Raw genomic sequence first — 15,395 nt, 5'->3', positions numbered from 1 at the left:
GCTTCCTTAGCGATCGAGGACGAGGGCGAGGCCCTGGCCCACGCCGATGCAGAGGGTGGCCACGCCGGTGCCGGAGCCGCGGCGGGCGAGCTGGCGGGCGACGGTGCCGGCGAGCCGGGCACCGGAGGCGCCGAGCGGATGGCCGAGCGCGATCGCCCCGCCCTGGGGGTTGAGGACCGCCGGGTCGAACTCGGGCCACTCGGCGAGGCAGCCGAGCACCTGGGCGGCGAACGCCTCGTTCAGTTCGAGCACGGAGAGGTCGCCGAAGCCCCTTCCCGCCTTGGCGAGGGCGCGCCGGACGGCCTCGACGGGAGCGAGCCCGAAGTACCGGGGGTCGGTCGCGGACACGCCGGTCGCCGACACCCGCGCGAGGGGTTCCCGGCCGAGGGACTGAAGCCCCTCCTCGTCGGCGAGGAGCAGCGCGGCGGCGCCGTCGTTCAGCGGGGAGGCGTTGCCCGCGGTCACCGTGCCTCCCTCGGTGCGGAACGACGGCCTGAGCTTCGCCATCGCGGCGAGGGAGGCATCCGGCCGTACGCACTCGTCGGCGGCGAGGACGACCGGGTCGCCCTTGCCTCGCGGCACCGGCACGGGCGTCAGCTCGGCGTCGAACAGGCCCTTCTCCCGGGCGGCGGCGGCCTTGCGGTGGGAGGCGAGGGCGAACTCGTCCTGCTGCTCCCGGCCGATCCCGTGCTTGTCGGCGATCAGCTCGGCGCTCTCGCCGAGCGGGATGGTCCACCGCGGGTCCATGGCCGGGTTGACCATGCGCCAGCCGAGCGTGGTCGAGTACAGCTCGGTGTGCGCGGCCGGGAAGGCCCGGTCGTTCTTGGGCAGGACGTACGGCGCCCGGGTCATGGACTCCACACCGCCCGCGACGGCGATGGACGCGTCGCCCACCGCGATGGCGCGGGCGGCCTGGATCACCGCCTCGAGGCCCGAGGCGCACAGCCGGTTGACCGTGACGCCCGGCACCGAGGTCGGCAGGCCGGCGAGCAGGGCGGCCATGCGGGCGACGTCGCGGTTCTCCTCGCCGGCGCCGTTGGCGTTGCCGAAGTAGACGTCCTCGATCCGCGCCGGGTCCAGGTCCGGGGTGCGGGCGAGCAGTTCACGGAGGACGTGGGCGGCGAGGTCGTCCGGGCGCACCGAGGACAGTCCGCCGTTGTAGCGGCCGATCGGGGTCCGGACGGCGTCGACGATGTAGACGGACTTCACAGCAGGTTCTCCGCGATGGTCAGCTTGGCGTCGGTGCGGGCGACCACGTCGTCGACGCTCACGCCCGGCGCGGTCTCCACGAGGGTCAGCCCCTCCTCGGTGACGTCCAGGACACCCAGGTCGGTGATGATCCGGTTCACACACGCCTTGCCCGTGAGCGGCAGCGTGCACTGCTGGAGGATCTTCGGGGACCCGTCCTTGGCCGTGTGCGTCATGACGACGACGACCGTCCGGGCGCCGTGCACCAGGTCCATGGCGCCGCCGATGCCGGTGACCAGCTTGCCCGGGACCGCCCAGTTGGCCAGGTCGCCGCCCGCGGACACCTGCATCGCGCCCAGCACGGCCACGTCGATGTGCCCGCCGCGGATCATCGCGAACGACAGCGCCGAGTCGAAGAAGGAGGCACCCGGCAGAACCGACACGGTCTCCTTGCCGGCGTTGATCAGATCCGGGTCGACCTCGTCGTCGGCGGGGTACGGTCCCGTGCCGAGGATGCCGTTCTCCGACTCCAGCACCACCTCGACGCCGGGCGGGAGATGGTTCGGGATGAGTGTCGGCAGGCCGATGCCGAGGTTGACGTACTGGCCGTCCTCCAGCTCGCGGGCCGCGCGGGCGGCCATCTCCTCGCGTGTCCAGGCCATCAGGACCTCACCGTCCGCCGCTCGATCTTCTTGTCCGCCGCCTGCTCCGGGGTCAGCGCCAGCACGCGCTGCACGAAGACACCCGGGACGTGCACCGCGTCCGGGTCGATCTCCCCGGGTGCCACCAGTTCCTCCACCTCGGCGACGGTCACCCGGCCGGCCATCGCGGCCAGGGGGTTGAAGTTCCGGGAGGACCTGTTGAAGACGAGGTTGCCGTGCCGGTCGCCCCGGGCGGCGCGCACCAGCGCGAAGTCGGTGCGGATGCCGCGCTCCAGCACGTACTCCACACCGTCGAACTCCCGCACCTCCTTCGGCGGCGAGGCCAGCGCTACCCCGCCCGTGCCGTCGTACCGCCAGGGCAGCCCGCCGTCGGCGACCTGCGTGCCCACACCGGCCGGGGTGTAGAAGCCCGGGATGCCGGCGCCGCCGGCGCGCAGCCGCTCGGCGAGGGTGCCCTGCGGGATCAGCTCGACCTCCAGCTCACCGGCCAGGTACTGGCGGGCGAACTCCTTGTTGGCGCCGATGTAGGAGCCGGTCACCCGGGCGATGCGGCCGGCCGCCAGCAGCACCGCGAGGCCGGACTCCATCGCCCCGCAGTTGTTCGAGACCACGCCCAGCCCGGCCGTGCCGCGCTCGTACAGCGCCTGGATCAGTACGTTCGGCACACCGCTCAGCCCGAAACCGCCGACCGCGAGGGACGCGCCGTCCGGCACATCGGCCACCGCCTCGGCGGCCGTGGCGACCACCTTGTCCATCCGTGAAGCCCCATCTCTGCAAAATTAATCAGCACACTGAGTATTTCAGCGAGGTGCCGCTCACGCTGCCACCGGACGCGTGAACCGTCAAGACCTCGTATAACGGCTGGACTCGTCCGCAGACAGCAGGGCTCTCGATGAGTATTGTTCAGTACACCAACGATTCGATCAGGGAGCGAACATGGCCGCGGTGGACCTCACCACCCATCCCGGACACCTGGCCCGGCGGCTCCAGCAGGCGCACTACCTGCTGTGGAACACGATGGTCTCGGAGGAGATCACCTCGCCTCAGTTCGCCGTCCTGAACGCGCTCGTCGCCGAGCCGGGTCTCGACCAGCGGACCGTGGGGGAGCGGGTGGGCCTGGACCGGTCGACCATCGCCGAGGTCATCAACCGGCTCGGCCGTCGCGGCCTGCTGGACAAGGTGCGCGACCCGCAGGACGGCCGCCGCTTCCTGCTCCGCCTCACAGACGACGGACTGCGCACCCATCGCAGGCTGACCGTGCGCACCGCCCGGATGAACCAGGTCTTCCTCGCCCCGCTGACCGCCGGGGAGCAGACCGTGTTCTTCGACCTGATCCGTCGGGTCGCGGACGCCGCCGAGGAACTGCGCAACCCGGCGGAGCCGCCGGCCCTCCAGCAGGGCTGACGGGCCGGTCAGCCGGAGGAGGCGGCGAACACCACCCACACCTGCCCGTCGGCGAAGTTCATCGGGCCGCCGTCCGCCGTCGTGAACTCCGTACCGTCCGCCGCGGCCGGCCGCGACCATCGCGCGTCGAAGGACCGCCCGTCCCGCAGCACCTCGGCCCTGCCGGAGCCGGTCGTCTCGGTGTACGGCGTGTGGTTGCCGAGCACGTCGTGGTACTTCGAGGAGCGGATCCGTACGTACTGGACGACCACGGTCGGGGGTGCCGGGCGCCCGCCGTCCGTCGTCGTCGCGGGCGTGCCGTCCATCGCGATCAGCCAGCCGCCCCGCCCCTCGGACCAGGTGAAGGTGAAGCGCGCCGCCGGATAGCGCACGGTACGCGCGGCGGCGGGAGAGCCGCCAAAGGGCGCGGGACCGTACCGGAACCCCGTGGTCAGGACGGTCCGGCCCGGGGCGGAGGGCAGCAGCCGGGCGGGGCGCACATAGAGGTTGTGCGGCGCGGCCCGGCCGATCAGCGGCAGCAGTTTGCGCTGGGCGCCCGAGTAGGCCAGCGTCGGTTCGTGGAACTGGCGCAGCAGCTCCAGATCCGACTCGCGGGCGCTGCGCACCGGCCCGACCGACTTCGGCAGCCGGGTGGCGTACACCGCCATCAGCCGGCTCAGGCCGCCCTCCACCTGCTCGGCGTACACCACGTCGGCCGCGCCGAGCCCGGTCTGCGGACGCGCCGCGGACACGTTGTCGATCTTCACAGCGAGCGGTGATCCGGCCACGGGCGTGGGCGTGGCGGGGGCGCTCGGCGTGGGGGTCCGCGCCGGGGCGCGGGCGTCGTCGGCCGACCGGTGCCGGGTGCAGCCCGCTGTGAGGGAGGCCGCCGTCGTCGCGGCGATCAGTGCCGCCGTCAGCGCGGCGCGGCGCGTGCGCGCCCCATGTCGCATGCCCACCGTCGTCTCCCCGTTCGTATGTGTCGATTGTGTGCCCGTCGGGACAGTGCGGGCCATACCCGGTCGGGCGGTTCCGCGCGCGTGCGCTGGGCCGATCGGGCCCCTGGTGTGACCCCGGCGGGCCGCGGGGGAGCGGTCGGGGTGCCAACGACGGGGCGGAGCGCGTGGTTCGCGTGGGCTCGCGCGGGTACCCGGTCGCCACCCCAAACCGGACGCGCCAGGGCGAACCGGCGCGCACGCGAGCAAGGGAGCGCGACCCCATGAAGGCAGTGACCTGGCAGGGCAGGCGGGACGTGCGGGTGGAGGACGTGCCCGACCCGCGGATCGAGGAGCCCACCGACGCGGTCATCCGCATCACATCCAGCGGTCTGTGCGGCTCGGACCTGCATCTGTACGAGGTGCTCACCCCGTTCATGACCGCGGGTGACATCCTCGGACACGAACCGATGGGAATCGTCGAGGAGGTCGGGGCGGCCGTGCCCGACCTCTCGGTGGGCGACCGGGTCGTGGTGCCCTTCCAGATCGCCTGCGGCAACTGCTGGATGTGTCTCACCGGGCTGCCGACCCAGTGCGAGACCACCCAGGTCACCGGCGAGCACATGGGCGCCCCCCTGTTCGGCTACACCCGGCTGTACGGCGCGGTGCCCGGCGCGCAGGCCGAGTACCTGCGTGTTCCGCAGGCCCAGTTCGGGCCGATGAAGGTGCCCGAGGGCCCGCCGGACGACCGGTTCGTCTACCTCTCCGACGTGCTGCCCACCGCCTGGCAGGCGGTCGAGTACGCCTCCGTCCCACCGGGCGGCTCCCTCGCCGTGCTCGGGCTCGGGCCCATCGGCGACATGGCCTGCCGCATCGCGATGGCCCGGGGCGCCGAGCAGGTCTTCGGCATCGACCTGGTGCCCGAGCGGCTGGCCCGCGCCAAGCGGCGCGGCACCCGGACGTACGACCTCAGGGCCTTCGACGACGAGAAGGAACTGATCGAGGCGATCCGCGACGAGACCGGCGGCCGGGGCCCGGACGCCGTGATCGACGCCGTCGGCACCGAGGCCCACGGCAGCGCGACCGCGAAGCTCATCCAGACGGCCGCCGCCATCATGCCCAGCAAGATCAGCGGCCCCATCGCCGAACGCTTCAGCGTCGACCGGCTCTCCGCCCTGCACATGGCCATCGAACTGGTCCGGCGCGGCGGCACCATCTCGATCAGCGGTGTGTACGGCGGCATGGCCGACCCGATGCCACTGCTCACCATGTTCGACAAGCAGATCCAGATGCGGATGGGACAGGCCAACGTGCGCCGGTGGAGCGACCAGATCATGCCCTACCTGACGGACGAGGACCCGCTCGGAGTCGACGACTTCGCCACGCACCGGGTGCCGCTGTCCGAGGCCCCGCACGCCTACGAGATGTTCCAGCACAAGCAGGACGGCGCCATCAAGATCCTGATGCAGCCGTAGGGTCCGGTGCGGCCCTACGGAGTGACGCCCCCGGTGCCCAGGATCTCCGCCAGGTCGTAGCGCACCGGCTCCTCGAGTTGGGCGTAGGTGCAGCTCTCCGGCGTGCGGTCCGGGCGCCAGCGGCGGAAGCGGGCCGTGTGCCGGAAGCGGGCGCCGTTCTCCATGTGGTCGTAGGCCACCTCGGCGACCCACTCCGGCCGCAGTGGCACCCAGGACAGGTCCTTCTTGCCCGACCAGCGGCTCGGCGCCCCCGGCAGCCGGGCCGTCTCGTGCGCCGCCTCCTCCCCCCAGGCCGCCCACGGATGCCCGCTCACCTCGTCCATCCGCAGCGGCTCCAGCTCCTCGACCAGCTCGGCGCGCCGTTTCATCGGGAAAGCGGCCGACACACCCACGTGCTGCAGCGCGCCCCGGTCGTCGTACAGACCGAGCAGCAGTGAGCCCACCACCGGTCCGCTCTTGTGGAACCGGTAGCCCGCCACCACCACGTCCGCAGTCCGCTCGTGCTTGATCTTGAACATGGCCCGCTGGTCCTGCAGATAGCGCAAGGTCAGCGGCTTGGCGACGATCCCGTCGAGGCCGGCCCCCTCGTAATGCTCGAACCACCGCTCGGCCACCTCGGCGTCGGTCGTCGCGGGCGCCAGATGGACCGGCGCGTCCACGCCGGCCAGCGCCCGGTCCAGCAGGGCCCGCCGGTCGGTGAGCGGCAGGTCCACCAGGGACCGGTCGTCCAGGGCCAGCAGATCGAACGCCACGAACGAGGCCGGCGTCCGCTCCGCCAGCGTCCGCACCCGCGAGTCCGCCGGATGGATCCGCTCGGTCAGCGCGTCGAAGTCCAGCCGACCCTCCCGCGCGATCACGATCTCCCCGTCCAGCACGCACCGCCCGGGCACCCGCTCCTTCAGCGCCGCCACCAGCTCCGGGAAGTACCGGGTCAGCGGCTTGCTGGTACGGCTGCCCAGCTCGACCTCGTCGCCGTCGCGGAACACGATCGCCCGGAACCCGTCCCACTTCGCCTCGTAGTGCATGCCCGGCGGGATCCTCGCCACCGACTTGGCGAGCATCGGCTTCACGGGCGGCATCACCGGAAGATCCATGCGTCCGATTCTGCTCGCATACGTACGGCGCCGCCCGGTATGCGCGCTGTGCGGGGTGCGCCTACCGTGGCCGCATGGGTGATGCGGTGGAACTGGAGGTGGCCGGCCGGACCGTACGGCTGTCCAGCCCGGACAAGGTGTTCTTCCCCGAGCGCGGTTTCACCAAGCTGGACCTCGCCCGGTACTACGCCGCCGTCGGCCCCGGCATCCTGCGCGCCCTGCGCGAGCGCCCCACCACCCTGGAGCGTTACCCGGACGGCGTCGGCGGCGAGTGGTTCTACCAGAAACGGGCTCCCAAGAGCATGCCCGACTGGATCCCGACCGCCCACATCACCTTCCCCAGCGGCCGCAGCGCCGACGAGATGTGTCCCACCGAGGAGGCCGCCGTGGTGTGGGCCGCCCAGTACGGCACGCTCACCTTCCACCCCTGGCCGGTGCGCCGCGGCGACGTCGACCACCCCGACGAGCTGCGCATCGACCTCGACCCGCAGCCCGGCACCGACTACGCCGACGCCGTGCGCGCCGCCCACGAACTGCGCGCCGTCCTCGACGAGTACGGCGGCCTGCGCGGCTGGCCCAAGACCTCCGGCGGCCGCGGTCTGCACGTCTTCGTCCCCATCGAACCCCGCTGGACCTTCACCCAGGTCCGCCGCGCCGCGATCGCGGTGGGCCGGGAGATGGAACGCCGGATGCCGGACCAGGTGACCATCAAGTGGTGGAAGGAGGAGCGCGGCGAGCGCATCTTCCTGGACTACAACCAGACCGCCCGCGACCGCACCATCGCCTCCGCCTACTCCGTACGGCCCCGCCCGCACGCCCCCGTCTCCGCGCCGCTGCGCTGGGAGGAGGTCGGCGTGGCCCACCCCCGCGATTTCGACCTCGCCACCATGCCGGCCCGCTTCGCCGAACTCGGCGACGTGCACGCCGGCATGGACGACCACGCCTACTCCCTCGACGCCCTGCTGGAGCTGGCCCGCCGCGACGAGCACGACCACGGCCTGGGCGACCTGCCGTACCCGCCGGAGTACCCGAAGATGCCGGGCGAGCCCAAGCGGGTCCAGCCGAGCCGGGCCCGCCGGGAGCAGGCCTCCTGAAGCACCGGTACCCGGGCCCGGCGCGGAGGCCCTGGCCCGGTGCCGGCCGGCCCCCCTCTCCGGCCCGTCCGGCCCGCCGGACCGCGGCTATCCTGATCGTCAGCCGCCGATGAGGAGTCCCGAAGTGACCGAGGCAGTGTCGCGTCCCACGCTGGAGGCCGTGGCCGCGCGGGCGGGGGTGTCCCGGGCCACCGTGTCACGGGTGGTCAACGGCGGGGACGGAGTCCGGGAGCCGCTGGTCGAACGGGTCCGGCAGGCGGTCGAGGAACTCGGGTACGTGCCCAACCAGGCCGCGCGCAGCCTGGTCACCAAGCGGCACGACGCCGTCGCCGTCGTCATCGCGGAGCCCGAGGCCCGGGTGTTCACCGACCCCTTCTTCGCCCTGCAACTGCGCGGCATCAGCAAGGAACTGACGGCCCACGACAACCAGCTCGTACTGCTGCTGACCGAAGGCCGCGCCGACCACGCGCGCGTGGCCCGCTACCTCGCCGGCGGCCACGTCGACGGCGCGCTCGTCTTCTCCCTGCACCTCGACGACCCGCTGCCCGGCCTGATCCGCAACGCGGGCGTGCCCACCGTGTTCGGCGGCCGGCCCGACTGGAGCGACGGTGCCCCCGGGCCGGTGTACGTCGACAGCGACAACCGGGGCGGGGCCCGCGCGGCCGTGCGCCATCTCGTGGGCCTCGGCCGGACCCGGATCGCGCACATCACCGGCGCGCTGGACCAGACCTCGGCCGTGGACCGGCTCGACGGCTACCGGGACGTCATGGGCGACGCCGACCCCCGGCTCGTGGTGGAGAGCGACTTCACCCCGGGCGGCGGCGAACACGCCATGCGGGAACTGCTCGACCGCTGCCCGGACGTGGACGCCGTGTTCGCCGCCAACGACCTCACCGCGCTCGGCGCCCTGCGCGTGCTGCGCGAGCGGGGCCTGCGCGTGCCCGAGGACGTGGCCGTGATCGGCTTCGACGATGTGCTGCCCGTCGCCGAGGAGTGCGACCCGCCGCTGACCACGGTCCGTCAGGACATCGAGGAGATGGGCCGGCTGATGGCCCGCCTGCTGCTCGCAGGCCCGGCCGGACAGGGCGGCGCGCGGGAGCCGACGGACCCGTCGGCGGCCGGCGTGGTCCTGCCGACCACGCTGATACGCCGCGCGTCCGCCTAGGAGCGCGGCTGCGGTCCCCGGCCCGCGTTCAGTCCTGCGGCGACCCGCTTCTGATCACCGCGAAGCGGGCGCCGTACGGGTCGGCGAGTTTGGCCATGCGACCGACGCCCTCCAGGGTGGTCGCCGGCATGCGCACCGTGCCACCGAGCCGCCGCGCCTCCTCGACCACGGCGTCGGTGTCCTCGACCTCGAAGTACGGCAGCCAGTACGGGCCGGCCTCCGCCTCGGCCGGGGCGTCGGCCAGCGGCACCATCCCGCCGAACATCGCGTCCTCCCCGGCTCCACCGGGGTTGACACAGGTGTACGTGCCGCCGGGGAAGGGCACGCCCGAGGTCTCCAGGCCGAGGACCTTGTGGTAGAACGCGGCGGCGGCCGCGATGTCCGCGGTGTACAGCTCGACCCAGCACAGCGCGCCCGGCTCGTTCGCCATGTCGACGCCCTTGGTGCGCCCGGGCTGCCAGATACCGAACGGCACCCGCGCCTGGTCGGCGAGGACCGCCATGTGCCCCTGACCCATCACGTCGATGGGCTGGAACAGCACACCGCCGTGCGCCTGTTCGGCCGTCCTGGCGGTGGCCTGCGCGTCCTCGCTCTGGAAGTACACCGTCCAGGCCGGCCGGCCCTGCTCCGGTCCGGTCTGCATGCCGCCGGCCACGGTCCTGCCGTCCAGCTGGAAGAAGCCGTAGCCGCCGGCGTCCGGCCCCGCCGAACGGAACTGCCAGCCGAAGAGACCGCCGTAGAAGGAGAGGGCGCCGTCCAGGTTCGGGGTGCCGACATCGACCCAGTTCGGAGCGCCGTTGACGAAACGGGTGGTGAGCATCTTCGCCCTCCTCGACAGGGGGACCGTGAACCGGGTCCCGTTCTCTGCACTGCCGAGTCTGGCACCGCCCACTGACAACCGCCGCCGAGGCGCCGCGGCGCGCCGGGCCCACGTGCGCGGCCGGCCCTGCCGGGCCCGCGGGTTCCGCCGAATCCGACGCGGACACCGCGCGCCGCCGTGCACGGGCGGGTCGCGCGGCGCATCATCGGGACGGTTCACGCCTCCCGGCAGGGTGCCGGCCACGGCGTCGACGCGGCGTTGATGCGGCGTTGATCGAACGTTTTTCGCCGCACGGCACGATCTGGCCATGCACATTGACACGATCACCCCGGCCGACACCACCTGGCAGGCCCAGGCCCTGTGCGCGCAGACCGGGGCCGACTTCTTCTTCCCCGAGCCCGGCAGCTCGGTCCGTGAGGCGAAGCGCATCTGCGGCATGTGCGAGATGCGCCCCGCCTGCCTCGACTACGCGCTGAGCAACGACGAACGCTTCGGCGTCTGGGGCGGTCTGTCCGAGAAGGAGCGCCTCGCGCTGAGGCGCACCTCCGGCTGACTCACCGCGGACGGCTCCCTCAGCCGGCCGCCCGCGCCGCCATGCGGGCCTTGCGCGCCGCCAGCCGCTCGTCGAACCGGGCGGCCTCCGTGTCCAGGCCGCCCATGAAGAGACCCAGCTCCTCCTGGGCCTGCAGGCCCTCCGGGCCGAGCCCGTCGATCTCCATGATCTTCAGGAAGCGCAGCACGGGCTGCAGCACGTCGTCGTGGTGGATGCGCAGGTTGTAGACCTCACCGATCGCCATCTGCGCCGCGGCCCGCTCGAAGCCCGGGATGCCGTGCCCGGGCATGCGGAAGTTGACGACGACGTCCCGGACGGCCTGCATGGTGAGGTCGGGAGCGAGTTCGAAGGCGGCCTTCAGCAGGTTGCGGTAGAAGACCATGTGCAGGTTCTCGTCGGTCGCGATGCGCGACAGCATGCGGTCGCAGACCGGGTCGCCGGACTGGTGGCCGGTGTTGCGGTGCGAGATCCGGGTGGCCAGCTCCTGGAAGGCGACGTACGCGATCGAGTGCAGCATCGAGTGCCGGTTGTCGGACTCGAAGCCCTCGCTCATGTGGGACATGCGGAACTGCTCCAGCTTGTCCGGGTCCACCGCGCGCGAGGTGAGCAGGTAGTCGCGCATCACGATGCCGTGCCGGCCCTCCTCGGCCGTCCAGCGGTGCACCCACGTACCCCAGGCGCCGTCGCGGCCGAACAGCGAGGCGATCTCGTGGTGGTAGCTCGGAAGGTTGTCCTCGGTCAGCAGGTTGACGATGAGGGCGATACGGCCGATCTCCGTCACCCCGGACTGCGCCTTGTCCCAGGCCTCGCCGTCCTCGAACAGGCCGGGGAAGTTGCGGCCGTCGCTCCACGGCACGTACTCGTGCGGCATCCAGTCCTTGGCGACCTGCAGATGCCGGTTCAGCTCCTTCTCGACCACTTCCTCCAGCGCGTACAGCAGCCGCGCGTCGGTCCAGTCGGACAGGCTGCCGAGGTGAGGGGAGGCGATCGTCATAGGAACTCCAGGGGGACGCCGAGCAGAAGAGGGAGTGAAGGGGACGGTCCGGCGAGCGGTGCCGGGAAACCTACGTGATCGTAGGCTACGAAGCCGTAGGTTACGAAGCCGTAGGTTAAGGGCACCGTAAAGATCGCTGATCAGGTGCCCTGGCGCGGGCAGTTCACGGGTGTGCCGGACAGCCCCGGGACCCGCAGGTCCCGGGGCTGTCCGAGACAAGGCGTCACTCCGTCAGGCATACAGCTCCCGGAGCCGCACCGAGAGACACGTCACACAGCCCTCGAGCTTCTCGAACTCGGAGATGTCCACGGTGACCACCTCATGGCCGAGGTCGGTCAGCAGCTCCGCCGTCTTCGGGGCGCTCGTCGCCATGAGCAGCTTATGGCCGCCGAGCAGCACCACGTGCGCACCGGACTCCTCCGGCACCGAGAGGAACCCCGGGAACAGCGACGGCCGGTCCACCATCGGGATGTGCCCGATGACCGTCCCGTCCGGCAGCGCGGTGACCGCCGACTTCAGATGCAGCACCTTGCTCACCGGCACGGCCACCACGCGCGCGCCCAGCGGCTCGAACGCGGCCCGCAGCTGCTGAACGCCGGCCGCGTTGGTGCGCCCGCCCCGGCCGACGTAGACGGTGTCGCCGACCTTGAGGACGTCACCGCCGTCCAGCGTGCCCGGCTCCCAGATCCAGTTCACCGAACAGCCGAGCCGGGCCACCGCCTCCTCGACGCCCGCGGTCTCCGCGCGCCGGGACTCCGCGCCGGGCCGGGTGATCAGCGCCACGTTCCGGTACATGACCACGGTGTCCTCGACGAACACCGAGTCGGGGCAGTCGTCGGCCGGGTCGACCTCGATCGTCTCCCAGCCGTGCGCGCCGAGCGCCTCGACGTAGGCCTCCCACTGCTCGACGGCGAGGTCCACGTCGGCCTTCTCCCGCTCGATGTGCGTCACCAGCCCCTGGGCGAGCAGCGGGCTGGGGCGGCGGACGAGGGCCTTCTTGCTGGGCACGAGGGGCCTTTCCTGTTCGGCGGTGCGGTCCGGCGCCCGGGACACGGCAGCCGGACCGCCATCATGCAGCGCGCCATGGCCAGGACAAAACCCTCACCCTGCCTCGTTAACAGGCTGTTCCCCTCCTGAGACCCCCGGCGGTACCGGCCGGTCGGGGTTCGCGAGCTCCTCGGGCGTGGTCTCCCTCAGCTTCCCTCCCTCCATCAGCAGCCAGCGGGTGATGCCGATCGACTCCAGGAACGGCAGGTCGTGGCTGGCGACGAGCAGTGCGCCCTCGTACGACTCCAGGGCCGAGGTCAGCTGCCGGACGCTCGCCATGTCGAGGTTGTTGGTCGGTTCGTCCAGCAGGAGCAGCTGGGGCGCCGGTTCGGCGAGCATCAGCGCGGCCAGGGCCGCCCGGAAGCGCTCACCGCCGGAGAGGGTCCCCGCCTTCTGGTCGGCCCGCGCGCCACGGAACAGGAAGCGGGCGAGGCGCGCCCGGATCCGGTTGTTGGTGGCGCCCGGCGCGAACCGGGCCACGTTCTCGGCCACGGTCGCCTCGTCGTCCAGCACGTCCAGGCGCTGCGGCAGGAACCGCAGCGGAACGTGCGTCAGGGCCTCGCCGGCCACCGCCGGCAGGTCGCCGGTGATGGTCCGCAGCAGCGTCGTCTTGCCGGCGCCGTTGCGTCCGACGAGCGCGATCCGCTCCGGCCCGCGCAGATCGAGGATGCCCTCGACGCGGGACCCGTAGGCCGTTTCCAGGTTCTCCAGGGTGAGCACCTGGCGGCCGGGCGGCACGGCCGTGTACGGCAGTTCGACGCGGATCTCGTCGTCGTCCCGCACCGCCTCCACGGCCTCGTCCAGCCGGTCCCTGGCCTCGGCGAGCCGTTCCTCGTGCATGATGCGGTGCTTGCCCGCGGACTCCTGGGCGGCGCGTTTGCGCGCGCCCATGACGATCTTCGGTTCGCGCTTGGTCTCGAACATCTTCTGCCCGTACCGCTTGCGCCGGGCCAGCTTGACCTGGGCGTCGACCAGTTCGCGCTTCTGCTTGCGCACGTCCGACTCGGCGACCCGCACCATCCGCTCGGCCGCCTCCTGTTCGACGGTCAGGGCCTCCTCGTAGGCCGAGAAGTTGCCGCCGTACCGGACGATCTCCCCGGAGCGCAGATCGGCGATCTGGTCGACCAGGTCCAGCAGTTCGCGGTCGTGGCTGACGACCACCAGCACACCGGGCCAGGCGGAGACGGCCGCGTACAGCCGGCGGCGCGCGTACAGGTCCAGGTTGTTGGTGGGCTCGTCGAGCAGCAGGACGTCCGGGCGGCGCAGCAGCAGCGCGGCCAGCCGCAGCAGCACCGACTCGCCGCCGGACACCTCGCCGACGGTGCGGTCCAGGCCGATGTCGCCGAGGCCGAGTTCGCCGAGGGTGACCAGGGCGCGCTCCTCGACGTCCCAGTCGTCGCCGACCGCCTCGAAGTGCTCCTCGGCGACGTCGCCCGCCTCGATGGCGTGCAGGGCGGCCCGCCGGGCGGCGATGCCCAGGACCTCGTCGACGCGGAGCGTGGTGTCGAGCGTGACGTTCTGCGGCAGATGGCCGATCTCGCCGGTCACCTTGACGGTGCCGTCGGCCGGGGTCAGTTCGCCGGCGAGCAGTTTCAACAGGGTCGATTTCCCTGATCCGTTGACGCCGACGAGTCCCGTCCTGCCGGGTCCGAAGGCGACGTCGAGGCCGTCGAAGACGGGGGTGCCGTCGGGCCAGGCGAAGGACAGGGACGTGCCGGTGAGGGACATTGACATAAAGGCCTCGCGGTTGCTGGATGCGGTCTGTGCGGACGCGTGTCGAGACACCGCGAGGCGGAAACCGAAGGCCTGGGCAGCAGGGGTGCCCATGAAAAAGGGCCTGTGCCGGAGGACGGCTCGGACGCCGAGGTCGTACGCCACGCACACCTGACTGTGTGAACGCGGTGTCTCAGGACCTCAGACGAGCAACGTCCTTCTCCAATCGACGGCAACAGGACCTCATACAACGTACGAGGGGGGCGGGAGGCTGTCAACGCGATTAATCACGGAGCCCCTCGCGTGTCTCTCGGTGACCCCGCTCGGTGGCCGGGCGTCCACGTCGGATCCCTGCCGGCGCCCCGCCGCCCCGGCTGTTTGACCGCCGTCATGACGCATCGACCGCCGACCGGGCCGGGGTGCCGCTGTTCGTCGACGCGCGGATCGACACCTTCCTGCGCGGCGCCGGGGGAGTGGACCTCACCCTGGAACGGGCCGCCGCCCTCCTCGCCGCGGGCGCCGACGGGATCTTCGTCCCCGGAGCCGTCGAACCGGGGGCGGTCAAGGCGCTCGTGGCGGGCATCGATGGGCCGCTCAACGTGATGGTGGGACCCGGGGCACCCACGGTGGCGGAACCGGCCGGGCTCGGCGTCGCCCGGGTCAGCGCCGGTGCGGGTCTCGCCCAGGCCGCCCACGCCCTGGTCCACCGCGCCGCGCGGGAGCTGCCGCGGGAGGGGACCTACGGTTCGCTGGCCGGCGGGTTCGCTTACGCGGAGCCGAACGCGCTGTTCACACGCGCGTAGCGAACGCGCCGCTCACGCGCGCGCAAGCCCGCCTGGTCGCGCGTCGCGCGTCAGCAGGCGTCCCGCATCAGGACGGCCAGGCCGTGGTCGAGGTCCAGCTGGAGGTGTTCCAGACCGACCGGCACGAGGTCGCCCGTCGCCTCGAGGAACCGCCGGATCTCGCCGGAACGCACATGCACGACCGCCGTGCCCTCGGGCGCGTGGAACTCCAGCACCGTGCGGTCGTAGCCGTACGGCCGCACGCGGACGTCCCCGTGGCCCTCCGGGCCCTCGAGGCCCGCCGCGAGGAGTTCACGGGAGAAGGTCCAGCAGACGTCGACACCCTCCAGGGTGGCCGGCGCGGGGAAGGACATCCGGACGGCGAACGGATCGCGCCGTTCGTACCGCAGCGTGGCGGGGATGCTCGGCATGCGTGGTGCGGCGGCGACGAGGCGGGCCTCTACGGGCTGCTCGATCATGGTGGACAACG

Annotated in this window: 16 protein-coding genes; 6 read left to right on the top strand and 10 right to left on the bottom strand. The window is 72.2% G+C overall.

The window, feature by feature from the left end; genetic code table 11:
- Positions 1-6: 6 nt before the first annotated feature.
- From ACFVVO_RS18790 to ACFVVO_RS18780, 3 genes are read right to left on the bottom strand one after another with little or no spacing between them, the layout of a single operon-like run.
- Positions 7-1,209 carry a thiolase family protein gene (locus ACFVVO_RS18790; protein WP_390056202.1) on the bottom strand — a complete coding sequence of 401 codons (1,203 nt, stop codon included), beginning with the start codon at positions 1,207-1,209 and terminating at the stop codon, positions 7-9.
- Entirely contained in the window at positions 1,206-1,850 is a 645-nt protein-coding gene (locus tag ACFVVO_RS18785) for a CoA transferase subunit B (protein WP_390056201.1), read from the bottom strand. Before ACFVVO_RS18785 ends, ACFVVO_RS18790 begins: the two co-directional genes overlap by 4 nt.
- Positions 1,850-2,605, bottom strand: coding sequence for a CoA transferase subunit A (locus ACFVVO_RS18780; RefSeq protein ID WP_390056199.1), 756 nt, complete (start codon positions 2,603-2,605; stop codon positions 1,850-1,852). Before ACFVVO_RS18780 ends, ACFVVO_RS18785 begins: the two co-directional genes overlap by 1 nt.
- 181 nt (positions 2,606-2,786) lie before the next feature.
- Here ACFVVO_RS18780 and ACFVVO_RS18775 point away from each other — a divergent pair, with 181 nt between their 5' ends.
- Complete coding sequence (locus ACFVVO_RS18775; protein WP_390056197.1) at positions 2,787-3,254, top strand: MarR family winged helix-turn-helix transcriptional regulator; 468 nt, start codon at positions 2,787-2,789, stop codon at positions 3,252-3,254.
- Positions 3,255-3,262: 8 nt separating this feature from the next.
- Here ACFVVO_RS18775 and ACFVVO_RS18770 read toward each other — a convergent pair whose 3' ends face one another.
- Entirely contained in the window at positions 3,263-4,186 is a 924-nt protein-coding gene (locus ACFVVO_RS18770) for a DUF3048 domain-containing protein (protein WP_390056195.1), read from the bottom strand.
- A 266-nt stretch (positions 4,187-4,452) separates the two neighbouring features.
- On the opposite strand from ACFVVO_RS18770, the gene ACFVVO_RS18765 reads away from it, so the two are divergent.
- On the top strand, positions 4,453-5,643 hold the full coding sequence (locus ACFVVO_RS18765) for a zinc-dependent alcohol dehydrogenase (protein WP_390056193.1): 1,191 nt from the start codon (positions 4,453-4,455) through the stop codon (positions 5,641-5,643).
- Positions 5,644-5,657: 14 nt separating this feature from the next.
- Here ACFVVO_RS18765 and ACFVVO_RS18760 read toward each other — a convergent pair whose 3' ends face one another.
- The gene (locus ACFVVO_RS18760) at positions 5,658-6,737 is read right to left on the bottom strand and encodes an ATP-dependent DNA ligase (protein ID WP_390056192.1); all 1,080 of its coding nucleotides are present in this window, start codon (positions 6,735-6,737) and stop codon (positions 5,658-5,660) included.
- A gap of 74 nt (positions 6,738-6,811) precedes the next feature.
- On the opposite strand from ACFVVO_RS18760, the gene ligD reads away from it, so the two are divergent.
- Positions 6,812-7,831: a non-homologous end-joining DNA ligase gene (gene ligD / locus ACFVVO_RS18755; protein ID WP_390056190.1), complete on the top strand. Its 1,020-nt coding sequence runs from the start codon at positions 6,812-6,814 to the stop codon at positions 7,829-7,831.
- A gap of 124 nt (positions 7,832-7,955) precedes the next feature.
- Complete coding sequence (locus ACFVVO_RS18750) at positions 7,956-8,996, top strand: LacI family DNA-binding transcriptional regulator (protein WP_390056188.1); 1,041 nt, start codon at positions 7,956-7,958, stop codon at positions 8,994-8,996.
- Positions 8,997-9,024: 28 nt separating this feature from the next.
- On the opposite strand, the gene ACFVVO_RS18745 is transcribed toward ACFVVO_RS18750, so the two are convergent.
- Positions 9,025-9,816 (bottom strand): VOC family protein, encoded by a 792-nt coding sequence (locus ACFVVO_RS18745; protein WP_390056186.1) that lies wholly within the window; start codon positions 9,814-9,816, stop codon positions 9,025-9,027.
- 307 nt (positions 9,817-10,123) lie between these two features.
- Between ACFVVO_RS18745 and ACFVVO_RS18740 the strand changes: the two genes are divergently transcribed.
- Positions 10,124-10,369 (top strand): WhiB family transcriptional regulator, encoded by a 246-nt coding sequence (locus ACFVVO_RS18740; RefSeq protein ID WP_358932356.1) that lies wholly within the window; start codon positions 10,124-10,126, stop codon positions 10,367-10,369.
- A 19-nt stretch (positions 10,370-10,388) separates the two neighbouring features.
- Here ACFVVO_RS18740 and ACFVVO_RS18735 read toward each other — a convergent pair whose 3' ends face one another.
- The 3 genes from ACFVVO_RS18735 to ACFVVO_RS18725 form a co-directional block, all read right to left on the bottom strand.
- Positions 10,389-11,363 (bottom strand): acyl-ACP desaturase, encoded by a 975-nt coding sequence (locus ACFVVO_RS18735; protein ID WP_390056184.1) that lies wholly within the window; start codon positions 11,361-11,363, stop codon positions 10,389-10,391.
- Between the two features lie 231 nt (positions 11,364-11,594).
- Positions 11,595-12,371 (bottom strand): dimethylargininase, encoded by a 777-nt coding sequence (ddaH, locus tag ACFVVO_RS18730; protein WP_390056183.1) that lies wholly within the window; start codon positions 12,369-12,371, stop codon positions 11,595-11,597.
- Positions 12,372-12,464: 93 nt separating this feature from the next.
- Positions 12,465-14,144, bottom strand: coding sequence for an ABC-F family ATP-binding cassette domain-containing protein (locus tag ACFVVO_RS18725; RefSeq protein WP_390056182.1), 1,680 nt, complete (start codon positions 14,142-14,144; stop codon positions 12,465-12,467).
- Positions 14,145-14,542: 398 nt separating this feature from the next.
- On the opposite strand from ACFVVO_RS18725, the gene ACFVVO_RS18720 reads away from it, so the two are divergent.
- Positions 14,543-14,926, top strand: coding sequence for an isocitrate lyase/phosphoenolpyruvate mutase family protein (locus tag ACFVVO_RS18720; RefSeq protein WP_390056180.1), 384 nt, complete (start codon positions 14,543-14,545; stop codon positions 14,924-14,926).
- Positions 14,927-14,976: 50 nt separating this feature from the next.
- On the opposite strand, the gene ACFVVO_RS18715 is transcribed toward ACFVVO_RS18720, so the two are convergent.
- A complete protein-coding gene (locus ACFVVO_RS18715) occupies positions 14,977-15,393 on the bottom strand; it encodes an SsgA family sporulation/cell division regulator (RefSeq protein WP_390056178.1) in 417 nt (138 codons plus the stop codon).
- Positions 15,394-15,395: the final 2 nt, after the last annotated feature.

The sequence above is a fragment of the Streptomyces sp. NPDC058145 genome, from assembly GCF_042884245.1.
GTDB lineage: Bacteria > Actinomycetota > Actinomycetes > Streptomycetales > Streptomycetaceae > Streptomyces.
Note: the sequence above shows the minus strand (reverse complement) of the source record. Positions and strands in the feature narration are given on the sequence as shown.